The organism is Thalassospira sp. GO-4, assembly GCF_023588965.1.
Lineage (GTDB): Bacteria > Pseudomonadota > Alphaproteobacteria > Rhodospirillales > Thalassospiraceae > Thalassospira > Thalassospira povalilytica.
In genome coordinates this window covers 3,299,834-3,315,453 of the sequence record NZ_CP097807.1, presented here as the reverse complement: position 1 = coordinate 3,315,453, position 15,620 = coordinate 3,299,834, and the positions used below count along the sequence as shown (strand labels likewise).

Genomic DNA, 15,620 nt, shown 5'->3' with positions numbered 1-15,620 from the left:
TCAGAGCACCCGGCGCGCGAATGCGCGAAACAGTGCACAACTGTTCACTGTCTTTCAGGGCATTTCACCTGAAATGCGCCACACCGCTATCAAATGGGTGCTATATGAAGCTTTCTGACTATTCGTTCGCGTGGAAGTTGCGCGGCGTCAATATTGTGGTGGCGATTGCGCTGGCTGCGATGGCCGCGATCAATCTTTTGTCGTTATACAACACCATGCTCAATGACCGCGAGGTCACCCTGCGATATGTGGTCGATCAGTCGGCAAGCATCATTGACGAATTTGCCAAGCGCGCCAGATCGGGCCTTCTTTCAGAAGAAGACGCGAAAAAGCAGGCACTTGAACTGGTTGCGGCACAGCGTTTTGACAACCACAACTATGTCTTTGTCACCGATCATGACGGCACCATGGTCATGCACCCGATGTCCCCTGCCCTGAATGGCAAAAGTGCCGCATCGGTCAAGGACCCGACCGGTGCAACCCCGATTGCCGATCTTGCCACGGCGGCACGCAATCCCGATGGCGGCTATGTCAGCTATGTCTGGCCCCATCCGGGCAGCAAGGAAAACGAACCCAAGCTGGCCTTTGCCAAACGCACACAGAATTGGGGCCTTGTGGTTGCAGCCGGTGTCTATACCGATGATGTCGAGGCAACCTTCTGGTCACGGGCCCAGGTCGATATCTTTACCCTGATTGCCATGATGATGGTTATTGGCGGACTTGGTCTTGCGGTTGAACGCAGCACGACCGGGCCGATGCGCAGCATCACCGATGCGCTTTCGCGTCTGGCAAATGGTGACAAGTCGGTTGAAAACAATGCCATCGACCGCAAGGACGAAATCGGTGATCTGGCCCGGGCACTTGAGGTTTTCCGCGCCAACCGCGAAGAAGCCGATCGCCTGCATCAGCAGCAGGAAGCCGCCAATGCCGCCGAACTTGCCCGTGCCAAAAACGTCAATGACCGCATTGCCCGGTTCGAACAGGAAGTCGAAAGCAACCTGACGACAGTCAATGCCGCCCTTGCGCAATTGCGCAGCACGGCGACCAGCATGGCCACGCAATCGGATCAAACCACCGTTCAGGCCGCCAATGTCGCTGCGGCAACCGAACAGGCCGCCACCAATGTCGACACGGTCGCATCGGCCGCCCAGCAACTTGCAAGCGCGATTGATGAAATCACCCTTCAGGTTGCGCGCAGTTCCGACATCGCACAATCGGGCGCAAACGAGGCCGACGATGCCAGCACGATCTTTGCCGAACTGGCAAATGCTTCGGACAGGATCGGCGAGGTTGTCGAACTGATCCAGTCCATCGCCGAACAGACCAACCTTCTGGCGCTTAATGCCACCATCGAAGCCGCACGGGCTGGCGAAGCAGGCAAAGGGTTTGCCGTGGTTGCCGCCGAGGTCAAAAACCTTGCCAACCAGACCACCCGTGCAACCGAAGACATTGCCGGACATATCAGCGGCATTCAGGACAGCACCCAGGGGGCACTGGGCGCGATCGAACATCTTTCGGCACGGATGAAGGAATTGAACGAAGTCGCGGGTGGCATTGCTGCTGCGGTCAGTGAACAGGATGCCGCAACCGGGGAAATTGCCCGAAACGTTTCCGAAGCAGCATCCGGCACCAAGGAAGTCGCCCGCAATGTCGTTGGCCTGCGCAAATCGGCCGAGGAAGAACGTCATTCATCCACCGATGTTCTTGATGCATCCAACAGCCTTGGCGACAAGTCGCAGGCGCTTCTTGGTCAGATCAAGCAATTCCTGGTCGATATCCGGGCGGCCTGACGCAACAGCTACCGATTATCAAACCGGTACAAACCCGAAGGCAGGTCCATGTGACCTGCCTTTTTTGTTGCTGGTTTGCGTTATAGTTTATGCAAAAATGCGATCAACTTATCGCGTTATAGCAATATACACCCGGGCTGCTCCGCCCATAACGTGTGCGCGGAAACGTCTGGGAGGAAACCAATGATCGCATTAATAATTGCAATCGCCGTCACGGTGATTGCAGCAACACTCATAATCAAAAGATATCAGCCGCATACTGTTCTTCTGCTGTCAGGTTTGACGCTGTTTGCGGCAACCGCACTGTTTTTCCCTGAACAAAGTGTCATTTTCCGCAAAACCGATCCGACCGGCTGGACCGGATTTGACATCTTTGAACATATTCACGGCATCATGTCATACCGGCTGGCCGGGCTTGGCCTGATCATTATGGCAGCTGGCGGTTTTGCCAAATATATGGACCATATCGGTGCAACCAACGCCATGGTCGATATCAGCATCAAGCCGCTTTCGCGCATTCACGCGCCTTATCTTGTTCTGGCAATCGGCTATGCGGTTGGTCAGGTCCTTAATATCTTTATCCCCAGTGCGGCCGGGCTTGCCATGCTGTTGCTGGTAACGCTGTATCCGACACTTGTGCGCCTTGGCGTCAGCAAGGCCGCGGCAGCAGCAATGATTGGCACCACATCTGTTCTTGATCTTGGTCCGGCTTCGGGCACCGCAAACCTTGCGGCCAATACCGCCAATATCGATGTTGCAATCTTCTTTACCCAATATCAGATCCCGCTTGCGGTATTCATCATTCCGACGATCTGTGTTCTGACCTATTTCAGTGCCAAATATTTCGACAGCCGCGATGGTCACGTTGTTGTCGCTAGCCATTCCGCGCCGGTCGGAACAATGGATCCGGAACCGGTGGCACAATCGGCACCGGGCTTCTATGCATTGCTGCCGATTTTGCCACTGACCATGATCCTGATTTTCAGCAAGCTGTTCATCGCCCATATCGAAATCAGTGTGGTAACCGCAATGATCATGGGGGCGCTGCTGGGTCTTTTCTGTGAAATGATCCGCCTGCGCCATGACCTTCGTGAAGTTTTCAAGGGCTTTATGGTCTTCTTCAAGGGCATGGGAACGATGTTCTCGGGCATTATTTCGCTGATCATCTGTGCGGAATTCTTTGCCGGCGGCCTCAAGGCAATTGGTGCCATCGACTTCATGATTGTCACGGCCGAAAGCGCGGGCTTTGGTCTGGTCGGCATGATGTTTGTTGCCTGTATCCTTGTCGCGGTAACAGCCATTCTGACAGGCTCGGGCAATGCGGCATTCTTCTCGTTTGCCAATCTGGCACCGCAGCTTACCGCCAGTTCGAGTGCCGGGGCGGTATCGCTTTTGCTGCCGCTGCAATTCACCGCGGGTATTGCGCGGTCATTGTCACCGGTCTCCGGGGTTATCATTGCAGTATCCGAAGTTGCCGGATGTTCGCCAATTGATATCGTGAAACGAACGGCAATCCCGCTGGGTGGCGCGCTGATCGTGCTGTTCACCTACAATGTGCTGTTCCTGTCAGCCTCGTAACTTCTTCCATCTGCCTCTTCGATCCACGGACACGAGTAAACAAAATGACCAAGCTGACCACATTGCCAAATGACACCAAGGGCCTGTTTTCAAAGCAGGCAACCTGGCAATCATGGCTAATGGTAGAAGGGGCACTTGCACAGGCACAGGGGGAAACAGGCATGATCCCCCTTGCCGCTTCCACTGAAATTCGGCGCCATATGCGCATTGAGGATTATGACCTTGATGCGCTTGAGGCCGAAATCACCCAAAGCATGTCACCGGTTATGGCAATCGTCCGTGCAATGGCCGTACGCTGTGACGGCGATGCCGGCGGATATGTGCATTGGGGCGCAACCACCCAGAACATCATCATTACCGGCAAGATGTTACAGTTGCGCAAGGCCCATACCCTGACGCTGGAGCGTCTTGGCCGTTGTTTGACCCTGTTATCGGGTCTGGCCCGCAAAACAGCCGACTGGCCGACAATTTCGCGTACCAACCGTCGTCAGGCCCTGCCCATCACATTCGGATACAAGGTTGCAGGTTGGATTGATGAATTTCAACGCTGTGTCGAACGACTGATCGAAGTCGAAAAGCGGACCTTTGTTCTGACATTCGGCGGGGCAAGCGGTGCCATGCACAGCTATGGCCCGGACGGGTTTGCATTGTCTGCGAAACTGGCCAACATTTTGGGACTGGAAGTATCAGCGGTGCATTCCCGTGCTACCAATGACGGGCTTGGCGAATATGTCGCGGTGTTGGGTTTGCTGGCCGTTGCCTGCGAACGCATGGGTAATGAGCTTTACACCCTTATGGCCAATGAATTTGGCGAAGTTTTTGAAAGACAAAGCGAAAATGTGGTTGGCAGCAGCACGATGCCCCACAAGACCAATCCGAAATATGTCGTCGCCTTGCTTGCCGAAAGTGCACATTTGCGCAACATGGTCGCCCCGGCACTTGAAGCATGCCGCCCTAGCCACGAAGGCGATGCGGCATTCAATTTCCGGCTTTATGACCTGCTTGATGCGGCGGGCGTATCGGCGTACGGCGTTGTCACCCGTCTTGAGACGCTTTTGACCCATCTTGAATGCGACAAAGCCGCCATGTATCGCAATTTGATGATCAATCCGGCACCATTGATGTCGGAAAAAATCATGCTGGAACTGGCAAAATCAACCGGACGTCAGAACGCACATGACGTCGTCCATCATGCGATTGTTGTCTCGGAACGTGATGCCATCAGTTTTGCCGATGCCCTGTGGCAGGAAAAGGAAGTTTCCAGCCATTTCAAGGACAAGACCGCGCTCGCCGGTCTGCTTGATCCTGCAACCTACACCGGATGCAGTGCCGAAATTGCAGCAAAACTTGCAAATGCAGGTGCAGAAAGCGCCGAAATGGTCGCCAAACATGCCAGAAAACTGTCTGGTCAGGACATCTGAACCGGGCGCACAGCCTGACCATAGACCGGATCATCTTCGCATCGGCGGGTCACATACTGTCTTAACAATTCCACGAAATGCATCGCCAACCGGTTGCGGCCGGCTGGCGGCATGACGCAGGCATAAGGCAACCAGAATTCCGGTGCGATCGGGCGCAGAACGGTCTTGGTTGAATCACTGAATGCGCTGTTGATCATATCCATCACGCCAAGCCCATAGCCGCTTTCGACGAATTTCGGCACCAGAAGGCTCGATCCGATTTCAAGGCTGATATTGGGGAGCTTTCCGATGCTTTCAAACACACGATCAAGGCGCTGTCGCCAGATCTGATTGGCGCGCAAGGATACAAACGGTTCATCGGCAAAGGCTTCTGCCGGGACAATATCAAGTGCCGCCAGCGGATGGGAAATCGGCAATAAAACCTGTGTGCGGGCCTCAAGAATCGGTTCGATTCCGAGTTCGACCACGTTGTTTTTGACCGGCAGCGACAGCAATCCAAGATTATAGCGCCGCGACCCGACCTGGCTTTCGACGTCAGAACGGGTTCCGATATCGATCTTGCATTTCAAACCGGGATTTTCGTCACGCAGGATATCTATGACCGGCGGCAAAAGTGACGCCCCGATCGGCCCGACCGTAATGATCCGCAGGGTTTCATCAATTTCGGCACGAATGTCGCGGGCAATTTTCGGAATTTCCTCTACCCCGTTAAGGATATGCTCGGCTTCCTGAAAAAAGCGTTCGCCTTCTGCTGTCAGGACAAGGCGCTGGTTGATCCGCTCAAACAGCTTGATTTTGAGTTCCGCCTCAAGGGTCGCAATCATCCGGCTTGCCGAAGACTGGCTAAGATTTGCGCTTGCCGCTGCTCCCGACAGGGTCCCTTGCAAGACTGTCAAACGAAATAGGCGTAGCGCTTTGAGGTTCATGGGAAGTCCGCAACAGTTCCGGGGTGAATGGCCCTTACTTTTAGACCGGATACCCCAAATCCCGAAAGACAAAAGCACGGTACGCGGCCGTTCCCGGGGTCATGGGGCTGCGCACGAAACAGCATTGATCTTTGTCGTACAAATCATCATGCCATGAAAAAAGGCGGGCCAGATTGGCCCGCCTCTTTGAATTCTTTGACCCGAAGATCAGATCGACTGGTTGATCCAGTCAACAAGTGCGCTTTTCGGAAGGGCGCCAACTTTCATTGCCGCAACTTCGCCGCCCTTGAAGATCATCAGGGTCGGGATGCCACGAACACCGTATTTCGCCGGGGTGTTCGGGTTTTCGTCGATATTTACCTTGGCGATCTTGAGCTTGCCGCCCAGTTCACCGGCAATTTCATCGAGGTAAGGCGCAATCTGCTTACACGGACCGCACCACTCAGCCCAGAAATCGACCAGAACCGGGTCGTTGGAACCCAGAACGTCGGAATCGAACGAACCGTCGGAGACTTTAATCGTGGTCATACTTTCAGATCCTAGTTGTTACGAGGCAAAGGGTTTCCCCGTTAACCTCGATCCGCTGTATGAGGCCAAGGTAGGCAGCACTGACGCAAACGTCAAGCTCATTGGGCGACTAGCGGCCATGTCACCCACGCCAAACCCCGTGTTTTGCAGAGTCGGCCAAGGCCCCTTTTATCCCGATCAGCCAAATGTCAGAATATGGTCGGGAAGCTCCACCATCCATGGCCCGTTGGTCCACAAAATGAAACAACGGACCTTTTTGCCCGGATACATTTGCGCAAGGGCCGCCCGGTAAATCGACATCTGTCGACGGTATGCCTTTGGCGTGCCTTCAACATCACGTGGCGGCGGGCGGTTGGTCTTGTAATCAACGATCATGACATCGTCATCGCGCACGACCAGACGGTCAATCTGGGCCGAAACCACATCGCCGCCAACAGTACCGACCAAGGGCACCTCGGCCCGTGATCCCGGTGCAAAGACCGGGGCAAAATCGGGATTATTGAAAATGGCGATGGTTTCATCGGCAATTTCCGCCTGCTGATCCGGTTCAAGCGCGTGAACAGGCTGTGCCAGGAAGCGTTCCGCCGCCCCGCGACGCATATCTGCGGGCAGATCAGGCAACAGTTCCAGAAGCTTGTGAATCAAAATGCCGCGCTTGAAGCTTTGCCCCTGATCCCCGCCCAAGGGCGATTGAACGGCTGGTTCTTCTTCGAGCGGCCGACTGGGGGCCAATGGTTTGGGCGGGAAGGATTCTTGTGGTGCGACCGCCCGAATAAGGCTGCGCGCGGCAGTTTGTCGAGTTGCCGTACCGGTTTCAACCCGGTCGGGTTTGGGTTGTTCGGACTGATCGGTTTCCCAAATCCATCCTTCACCCGACCAGCCGGAACCGGAATAGGCACCAAGATCAATCTGGGCCGGTTTGGCATAACCTTCCATCGCCTGTTGGCACAGATTGTACCAGCAATGTTCAGGCGCCTTGCGCCGCCCTTGCCAACCGCAAATGTAAAGCCGGTCTTCGGCACGGGTCAGGGCAACATACAGCAGCCGGTTATATTCCTGATCGCGCTTCACGGCGATGGCATCGCGCAGACGCGACACCACATCGGTTTCCAGTGCCACGCGCGGCAACCAAAACATCAGGTTTTTATCTTCCTGCCAGAACAGGTTGGGGGCTTGGGTCGGTACCTGCATGGTATCGGGCAGAAACACGATCGGTGCCTGAAGGCCCTTGGCCCCGTGTACGGTCATGATGCGAACTTCATCGCGGCCGCTTTGTTCAAGGTCACGCTTGATTTCGGCATCCCCGGCCATCAGCCAGTGCAGGAAACCCTGCAAGGTCGGGGCGTGATCGGCCTCATAACCCATGGCAAGGTTCAGGAATTCGTCAATCGGATCATTGGCCTCGATCCCGAGCCGCCCGACCAGACGGGCCCGAACACCGCGCGCATCGTCACCGCGCCCGCCCAGCAATTCGGCATAAAGTTCAAACGGCCGTTCGTAATCAACCCGGCCCAGCCATTTGAACAAAAACGCATAGGCACGGGCAAAGATCGATCCGTCATCCACCGCCCCTGCCTTTTCACGCAAGGCATGCCAAAGCGTTCTTGGGCGGTTATGGGCAATTTCAAACAACTGGTCATCATTCAAGCCGATCAACGGGCTTTTAAGCACCTCGGCCAGTGTCAGGTCATCTTCGGGCATCAACAGGAACCGCCCGAATGCCACAAGATCCATCACCGCAAGCTGATCGGTGATCTGCATACGGTCAACACCGGCGACCGGAACATTGCGTTCTTTCAGTGCCTTGACGACTTCGTCAACGAACGCGGTACGACGGCGCACAAGGATCATGAAATCACCGGCGCGCACCGGACGGCCGCGGGATGTCAGGATTTCCTTTGCATCGATTGCATGGCGAATGCGCCCGGCAATCACCCGTGCCAGACGGATTTCCGGGTCTTCAAGACGCACAATCCGGGTCGGTGGTGTCCACGGGTCTTCGGGGGCACGTTCCTGTGGCTCGACCGCAGGCCAAAGTTCAATGCGGCCTGCCTGCCCGACGCGAAACGGACTATGGGCGACATCCGCACCATCATCACCGACCCCTTGCTTGGCCACCGGTCCGGCAAAGACACGGTCCACCGTGCCCAACACCGCATCGGTAGAACGGAAGGAAATGTTCATCGGCACTTCGCGCCAGTCAGCAGCAATTTCATTTGCCCGTTCGCGGAAATAACGGCGCATTTCGGCAAACTTTTCCGGGTCGGCACGCTGGAAGCTGTAAATCGATTGTTTCGCATCCCCAACGGCAAAGATGGTGCGGGGCTTATCGGCATGCCGACCGGCATCGATAAAGAATTCCTCGGCCAGGATGCGCACCACTTCCCACTGTTCGGGGTTGGTATCCTGCGCCTCGTCAATCAGGACGTGGTCAAGCCCCTCGTCGAGTTTGAACAACACCCAACCGGCAATCCCGGCCTGCCGTTGCAAAAGCTGCAAGCTGGTCAGGATCAGATCATCGTAATCAAGCCGCGCATGCAGCGCCTTTTTGGTGGCATAGCGATCAAGCATCGCATTGCCGATGGTAATTAGCGCCGATGTCGCCCCGGCCATGGCAGCCGCCTTGCGCTGACGGTCAATTTCGATCAGACGCGCACATTCCTGTTCAAGGGCATCGGCCCCCATCGGGTGGTTTTCAGCCGCCCCCTTGGTGATCAGTTTGGCGCGCGGTTCACCAGCGGTCGTAAAGAACACGCTGCGATAATCATTAAACACCGCCAAGCGGTCTTCGACCGTGGTCTTTTCCAAAAATTGCGCCAATGCCGGCACACGGGCCTTATCGGTTTTGGTTCCGGCTTCAAGGGCGGCAAGACCGCGCATCAATCCGTCACGGTCAAAGGCATCATCGGATAGCGCCTTGGCAAGAATGGCTTCCTCGTTAACGCCGACCGGCACGCCAAGTGCCTTATAAACCGCATCGCGCATGCGATTGGCCCCACCCAGATTGGCCAGCATCCGTTTAAGACGGCCACGTTCGCGGGCCAGTTCGCCCATGACTTCGCCAAATGCACCTTCGCGGACCTGTCCGGTGACAACGGAAAGTGCCTTGGCCAGATCTTCGTCGCGCCCCGTACGGGCAAAGGCCAAAACTTCTTCCTGCACATCGGCCATGGTTTCGGCGGCCGTGCGGTCATCCATGATTTCGAAATGCGGGGCAAGGCCCGCTTCAAGCGGGAAACGACGCAGCAGTGACTGGCAGAATGCGTGGATGGTCTGGATTTTCATCCCGCCCGGCGCATCAAGAACACGGGCAAAGAGCTGACGCGCACGGATGGTTTCATCGGCACTGGGCGCCGATCCGGCCAGATTGGCCAGATCAGCCTGAAGGTCGCGGTCTTCCATCGTCGCCCAGCGGCCGAGCCGTTCATTGACACGGTTGGCCATCTCGGCGGCGGCTGCCTTGGTAAAGGTCAGACACAAAATGCGATGGGGTTCGGTGCCCGACAGCATCAACCGCAATACCCGGTCAGACAGCACCTTGGTTTTGCCTGCACCCGCCGATGCCGACACCCAGACCGATGCATTGGGATCGGACGCATTACGTTGCAGGACATTGGGATCCGTACCGCGCATTTCGGTCATGACTTTTCCCCTTTGCCCGCATCAGGATTCGCAGCGATGTTAGCGCTAACATCACCATTGTCCGGGCCATCCGTTTGGGCGTCGATATCCTCACTGCCCATCCATTCGCGCAGGCGCGACAGATGCACATAATCGGAATATTTCGGCGCGTGATCCGGGTGCGGGACACTCAGATACGGCGTGTCGGGATCGGCGAAGGCCGCGGCCAGACCATTCACACCATCCACGGCCTCGTGTGCCAGGGCGGCGGGCGTGGTTTTCATGCGGGCGGTATTAATCTCGACAATTTCACCGGCCGGATCACCGCCCGAAAGTTTCCAGAATGCCATGCTGGCCGGTGGCCCGGCGGGTACATCCCCAAATCCGCCCTTTTCGGCAATCGCGGCTTCAAGCGGCAATTGCGGGGCAAAGCCGTTGGCAACGTCCCCCTGACTGGGCGGAGCACCGGTTTTATAATCAATGATCGCAATGCCACCATCACGAAGCTGATCAATACGGTCAGCCCGGGCATAGACCTGAAAACCGCTGCTGGTATCGAGGGTTCCGGCCTGTTCGGTATAGGACCGGCGCACCGCATCACGCCTTGTGGCTTCGGTCTGGATGAACCATTTGGCAATGCGTTCAAAACGCGGCCACCAGAATGCCCAAAGCCCCGGGCGTGCTGCCAGCGGCCGGAAGACTTCGCGCCCGATAATCAGCAATTCCTGTTCGCCGTCGGGTGGCAAATGATCGGGATGGCGGGCAATGAATTGATCAAGGGCATCATGGATCAGATTGCCGTAATCCGCCGCGCCGGGATCTTCATCAACCCCGTCAAGTTTGCGCAAACCCAGAATATGGCGGGCATAAATCGCATAAGGATCGCGCATCCATGTTTCGATCTGGGTTACCGACAAACGTTGCGGACGGGCCGATACCGGTGGTTTGGGGGCCGGACGCCCGATCCTGATCCGCATTTCGTCGGTCGGCTCGTCAAGGGTTTCGGCCAAGGCACGCCAGTCGGCCGCATCGGGTTTTTCCATCGAAACACCCGATTTCCGCAGAATGTTTTCAATCCGCAACAACCACCGCGACGGCACTGTCGGCGTGCCTTCGATACGCAATGCGCGGGTCATCACCACATCTGGCGAACAAAACAATTGCTGGAAATCATGGGCCGATTGCCCGACCCGGTGTTCGGGGGCCGGAAGACCGAAATTACGACGCATCGGGCGGCTCATCCACGGGTCGGCCCCGGCTTCTGGCGGCCAGACGCCTTCGTTCAGTCCCCCCAGAATGGTCAGATCAGCCTGCTGCATCTGGGCTTCGACCGTGCCCCAGATAAACAGACGCGGATGTTTTCCATAACGCGGGCGTACCGCACGATCAGCCATCAATGCATCGAGAAACGCGCCATAACGATTGCCCGGCATCGGCACAAACTCGCCCAGGGCATTCAGCAATTCATGGACAAAATCGGCCAGTGCCTCGCCCGCCTCGCCGCGCCACAAGCGATCTGCACCCGATTGGGTGTCGCTTGCCGCCAATGCCTCGGCTGCGGTGATATGACAACGCAGGGCATGAACCGGCGACAGGGCCTTTTCCGCATTCAGATCCGACAGACTTTCAAGGCAGGCCGCACAGCGGGCCACCAGATCAGACAGCCGATCATGATCATCGCGTATCCGTTCAATCCGGGCCGGGGCCCTGTCCGATCCGCTCGCCGTCAGGCGTTCGATCGCCTCGTCACGCCAACCATCAAGGGCGGTTTGCAAACCATCCAGTCCGGGGCCCGGACGCGCCCCGCGCAACACTTCCTTTTCCAGAAGTCGGGTCAGAACACGGAATGTTTCCGGCGACAAACCGGCAGCCGATAACGGATGTTTGAGAAGCTCCAGCAACGGAACCGGTGCGAATTCTTCCTGAACCGCACGCACGACAAGGCGCAGGTAAATGGCAGGTGCCGTGTCATGAAGCGGAATACCCGCCGAATCATCAATTTCAACTTCCCACCGGCGAAGCTCGGTTGCAACACGGCGTGCCAAGCCACGATCGGGGGTAACCAGCGCACAGGTCTTGCCGGGATGTTCAAGGGCCTCGCGCATCATCAATGCGATTGTCGTTGCCTCTTCCCGAGCACCCGAACAGTCAACACGCAACACCCCATCAAGCACATCGGGCGCAAAGCCCGTGATATGCCGCCAGTGATGGGTGGTTTTGGCCGGACGCAGGGCTTCGCGGGCCAGACGACGGCGTTCGATGGTGGCATCCGACTCTTCGCCTAGTGCGGGCCATGGCAGCACACTGTCGGCATGACGTCCGATATGGCGCAATGTCTTGCCCAGCAAATGCTGGGGATGGGTGGCGTCCTCATTGATCGCGACCCAGTCTTCGTGATTGAGCCCCTTCATCAGACCGGGCAGAACCACGCGCCCCTTGGGCATCCCAAGAACTGCACGCATCAGATCACGCAATGCCGGAAACGGCCCGGTCGACCCGACGATCAAAACCGGGTTTTGTGGCGGATTGGCATCCCAAAGATCAATTTGCGCCTTGATCAGGGCATTACGGCGCATCGCCCGGTCACTGACATCCTGGGAGGCCAGAATACCCGGCCAATGCAGAGTCAGGATTTGCAGGAATTCAAGCGTCAGTTGCCAATGCTCGGCAAATTCCTCGGGCACCAAGCCTTCAAGATCATCAAAGGCGCAGTTTTCGGTCTGTACCTGATCCAGGAAACGGGCCAGTTCCCCGGCAAGACGGGCGGCCTGATCCGCAGTTGGTTTTTCACCGCGGTGATCGGGCCGGTTCATGATCAACCGGGTCAAAAGCAGTTTTCGTTGCAGGTCCGGAATGGCTGGCGGAAGATCAAGGGCTGCCTGCTCGCCACCCGCACCATAGATCGCCAGTTCATCTTCGTCGGCCTCGCCCAATGGCCGAATGGTCGGAAGCAGGGTGACCGCGCCATTCGATTGGCGCAGAAAAGCATCGCGCATCACCTTGGCCGATCGGCGGTTGGGCACCATCAACACGTAATCGGGCAAGGCGACTGGCTGATCAGCAGTTTCTGCGATCAGTTGCCTGGCAATCAGATCGGCAAAAGCTTCGCCCGGCGGGATAAAGAACAGGTTTTGCGCAAGTGCGTCTTCACCGCCAAACGGGTCCGCGCCATCGTCGGGATATTCGGGTGCGTCCATGTAATCAAACAGGTCCGCCATTACTTGCCCCCGGCTGTGGCTTGTTTGTCGCGTTCGATTTCAAGCGCCCTGGCAATGACAGGTTCGGAGTCCGAAAGGGCTTCGGGGGTTCCGATATGAAAATGCCCGCCATCATGGACAAGCCCGTAACACCGCCCTTTTGCCAGCGCCTTGTCATAAACGACGTTCAGCGAAAAGGCCCCGTCCGGGGTATTTTCAAACAGCCGCGGAGACAGGACCTGAACCCCGGTAAAGAAATAAGGCGCGCTTGGCGCATCGCCGCGACGTTTCAACCGCCCATCAACCTGCCAGAAGAAATCACCGGCGCCATCATAGCCATATCCGTCCGCCACCGGATAGATCGCCAAAAGTGCATCCATATGGTCGGGATCAAAGGCACTGATCAGGCGATCAAACAAGGCTTCCCGTCCCTCGGTCCAGAAGACATCGGCATTGGCAATCAGGATCGCCTCACGGTCCAGCAACGGCAGGGCCTTTTTCACCCCGCCCCCGGTTTCCAGAAGGTCAACCTCCGGCGAGGTCACGACCATCGGTGCCGCCCGTGTTGCAACATGATCGACAATCATCTGGCCAAGGTAGTGGCAATTGACCACCGCCTGATCGAAGCCGGCTGCCGCCAGCTTATCAAGCACATGATCAAGCATCGGCTTGCCTGCCACCGGCACCAGCGGTTTGGGCATGGTATCGGTAATCGGGCGCATCCGTTTGCCAAGACCGGCGGCCAGTACAATTGCCTGTGCGCGATGATTGTTACTGGTCATGGATGCGCCTTTCGGGTCGGGGTGGTGGCCGCATTTGTCGCAAGATCGGGTGCCTTGCGTGCCGGTTCGGGGATATGGGTTTGGACCCAGTCTTCAAGGGCTGGCAAATGGTCAGCCGCCCCGCGCAGGATCAGATCCCAACAGCGCGGGATATAGTCAAAATATCGTGTTTTCCCGGCCTTGACGGCAAGCCAGCCAAACCGGCCAAGAATACGGAAATTACGAACCATCGATGTCGCCACATATGACGTTTCGAAATCGGAATGATTGACATTCGGAAAGGCCGCCAGATAAAACTGCTTCATCCGGTTTTCAAGATCAGGGCCGATATCATGGCGCACATCGCGCAAAAGCGACGCAAGGTCATAGGGGCGCGTGGCAATTGCGGCATCCTGAAAATCAATGATGCCGCAATCATCGCCGCCATCGCCGTTTTCGACCAGCATCAGGTTGTCGACATGATAATCACGGTGAATAATCACCTCGCCCGCCTGCCAGCACATCGGCAATACGTCATCCAGTAGCCGGTCAAATGCGGCAATTGCGTCGGCACGCCTGGCTTCGTCGTCAATGATCAGTGGCAGATAGTCATTCTTGAAACTCGCCAGCATCTTGCGGAAGTTATCCGGGCCATACTGGACAAGGCCACTGTCTTGCATGCCACCAGCATCGCAGAAGCGATGCAGAATGATCAGTTGTTCGACCGCGCGAAGATAAAGCCCGTCCTTGCCTGTCCCGTCCATCATCGCCCCGGCCTGAAGCGCACGGGTAAAGGTGATATCGCCAAAATCCTCGATCAGGACAAGACCGCGTTTTTCATCGGACGCCTGGATGTGCGGCACCCGCCAGCCGGCACGTTCAAACAGCGGCGTCGTATGAAGGACCGGGGCAACCGATGCCGGGCGTTCGGGATCATCGTAAATGCCATGCGGATCGACATGGATCGCACTGGGCGGGAAATCCATCAAAAGGGCTGTGTCATGACGACGTTCAAGCCGGAAATATTGCCGTGCTGATGCATCATCGACCAGCGGGGAAACCTGTGCATTTTGCCAGCCACACGACACCAGAAAATCCTGGCGTTCGAAATTGCGGCGTTCCTGATCGGGGGTCGCGCGGCTCATACCCCGTCCCCTGCCAGCTGATCAATGCGTGTCACCCAGTCATCCCCGCTTGGTTCAAGGATGAACACCCGCCCATCGGGGGTTGATCCGGGTTCGATATGAATATCAAGACGGTTTTCCGGGGTCAGATATTCCAGACGATCTGGCCATTCAATCAGGCTGACGGCATCGGCAAAGGCGTCCTCGATATCGAGTTCGTGAATTTCTTCGGGATCAGACAGGCGATAGAGATCAAAGTGCCAGACCGGCAGACGATCAAGTTCGTAAATCTGAACCAGCGTGAAGGTCGGACTTGGGACTTCTTCATGCGGATTATCGGCAACAGCCCGAATGAAGGCGCGGCAAAACGCACTTTTGCCCATGCCCAATGTACCATGCATCAAAATCACATCACCCGGCTTGGCGATGGCGGCAAGGCGCGCGGCAAGGGCTTCGGTCCCGGTTTGATCACTGACAGTGACTGTCTTGCTCATGATATCCGTTCATTGAATGGGATCTGTTTGTTCTGTTGTAGGGTGACTGACCGTCCCTTCGCAATGATTTTACAAAATCACGATTGCACGCACAGCAAAACAGGCCGCACATGGCAAATTTGCCCGGTTTACGTTGCGATAAATGCCCCCAGATGCTATTTCGCAGCTAACAGTTTTCCC

Annotated in this window: 10 protein-coding genes; 3 read left to right on the top strand and 7 right to left on the bottom strand. The window is 56.6% G+C overall.

Annotation, left to right across the window (positions count from 1 at the left end):
* Nucleotides 1–104: 104 nt before the first annotated feature.
* The 3 genes from M9H61_RS15325 to M9H61_RS15315 all read left to right on the top strand — a co-directional run bounded on the left by M9H61_RS15325 (nucleotide 105) and on the right by M9H61_RS15315 (nucleotide 4,789).
* Nucleotides 105–1,790 carry a methyl-accepting chemotaxis protein gene (locus M9H61_RS15325; protein WP_250281465.1) on the top strand — a complete coding sequence of 562 codons (1,686 nt, stop codon included), beginning with the start codon at nucleotides 105–107 and terminating at the stop codon, nucleotides 1,788–1,790.
* 183 nt (nucleotides 1,791–1,973) lie between these two features.
* Nucleotides 1,974–3,368, top strand: coding sequence for a C4-dicarboxylate transporter DcuC (gene dcuC / locus M9H61_RS15320; protein WP_114111990.1), 1,395 nt, complete (start codon nucleotides 1,974–1,976; stop codon nucleotides 3,366–3,368).
* Between the two features lie 44 nt (nucleotides 3,369–3,412).
* Nucleotides 3,413–4,789, top strand: coding sequence for a lyase family protein (locus M9H61_RS15315; protein WP_250281463.1), 1,377 nt, complete (start codon nucleotides 3,413–3,415; stop codon nucleotides 4,787–4,789).
* Here the strand turns inward: M9H61_RS15315 and M9H61_RS15310 are convergent.
* The 7 genes from M9H61_RS15310 to tsaE all read right to left on the bottom strand — a co-directional run bounded on the left by M9H61_RS15310 (nucleotide 4,777) and on the right by tsaE (nucleotide 15,440).
* Entirely contained in the window at nucleotides 4,777–5,715 is a 939-nt protein-coding gene (locus M9H61_RS15310) for a LysR family transcriptional regulator (protein WP_101246498.1), read from the bottom strand. The genes M9H61_RS15315 and M9H61_RS15310 overlap by 13 nt on opposite strands.
* Before the next feature lie 207 nt (nucleotides 5,716–5,922).
* Nucleotides 5,923–6,243 (bottom strand): thioredoxin TrxA, encoded by a 321-nt coding sequence (gene trxA / locus M9H61_RS15305; protein ID WP_101246499.1) that lies wholly within the window; start codon nucleotides 6,241–6,243, stop codon nucleotides 5,923–5,925.
* Nucleotides 6,244–6,420: 177 nt separating this feature from the next.
* Nucleotides 6,421–9,885: a double-strand break repair helicase AddA gene (gene addA / locus M9H61_RS15300; RefSeq protein WP_250281462.1), complete on the bottom strand. Its 3,465-nt coding sequence runs from the start codon at nucleotides 9,883–9,885 to the stop codon at nucleotides 6,421–6,423.
* On the bottom strand, nucleotides 9,882–13,082 hold the full coding sequence (addB, locus tag M9H61_RS15295) for a double-strand break repair protein AddB (RefSeq protein ID WP_250281461.1): 3,201 nt from the start codon (nucleotides 13,080–13,082) through the stop codon (nucleotides 9,882–9,884). The genes addA and addB overlap by 4 nt, the downstream gene beginning before the upstream one ends.
* Entirely contained in the window at nucleotides 13,082–13,843 is a 762-nt protein-coding gene (locus M9H61_RS15290) for a nucleotidyltransferase family protein (protein WP_250281458.1), read from the bottom strand. Before M9H61_RS15290 ends, addB begins: the two co-directional genes overlap by 1 nt.
* Nucleotides 13,840–14,967: an aminoglycoside phosphotransferase family protein gene (locus M9H61_RS15285; protein ID WP_250281456.1), complete on the bottom strand. Its 1,128-nt coding sequence runs from the start codon at nucleotides 14,965–14,967 to the stop codon at nucleotides 13,840–13,842. The genes M9H61_RS15290 and M9H61_RS15285 overlap by 4 nt, the downstream gene beginning before the upstream one ends.
* Nucleotides 14,964–15,440 (bottom strand): tRNA (adenosine(37)-N6)-threonylcarbamoyltransferase complex ATPase subunit type 1 TsaE, encoded by a 477-nt coding sequence (gene tsaE, locus M9H61_RS15280; RefSeq protein ID WP_250281454.1) that lies wholly within the window; start codon nucleotides 15,438–15,440, stop codon nucleotides 14,964–14,966. Before tsaE ends, M9H61_RS15285 begins: the two co-directional genes overlap by 4 nt.
* Nucleotides 15,441–15,620 lie beyond the last annotated feature (180 nt).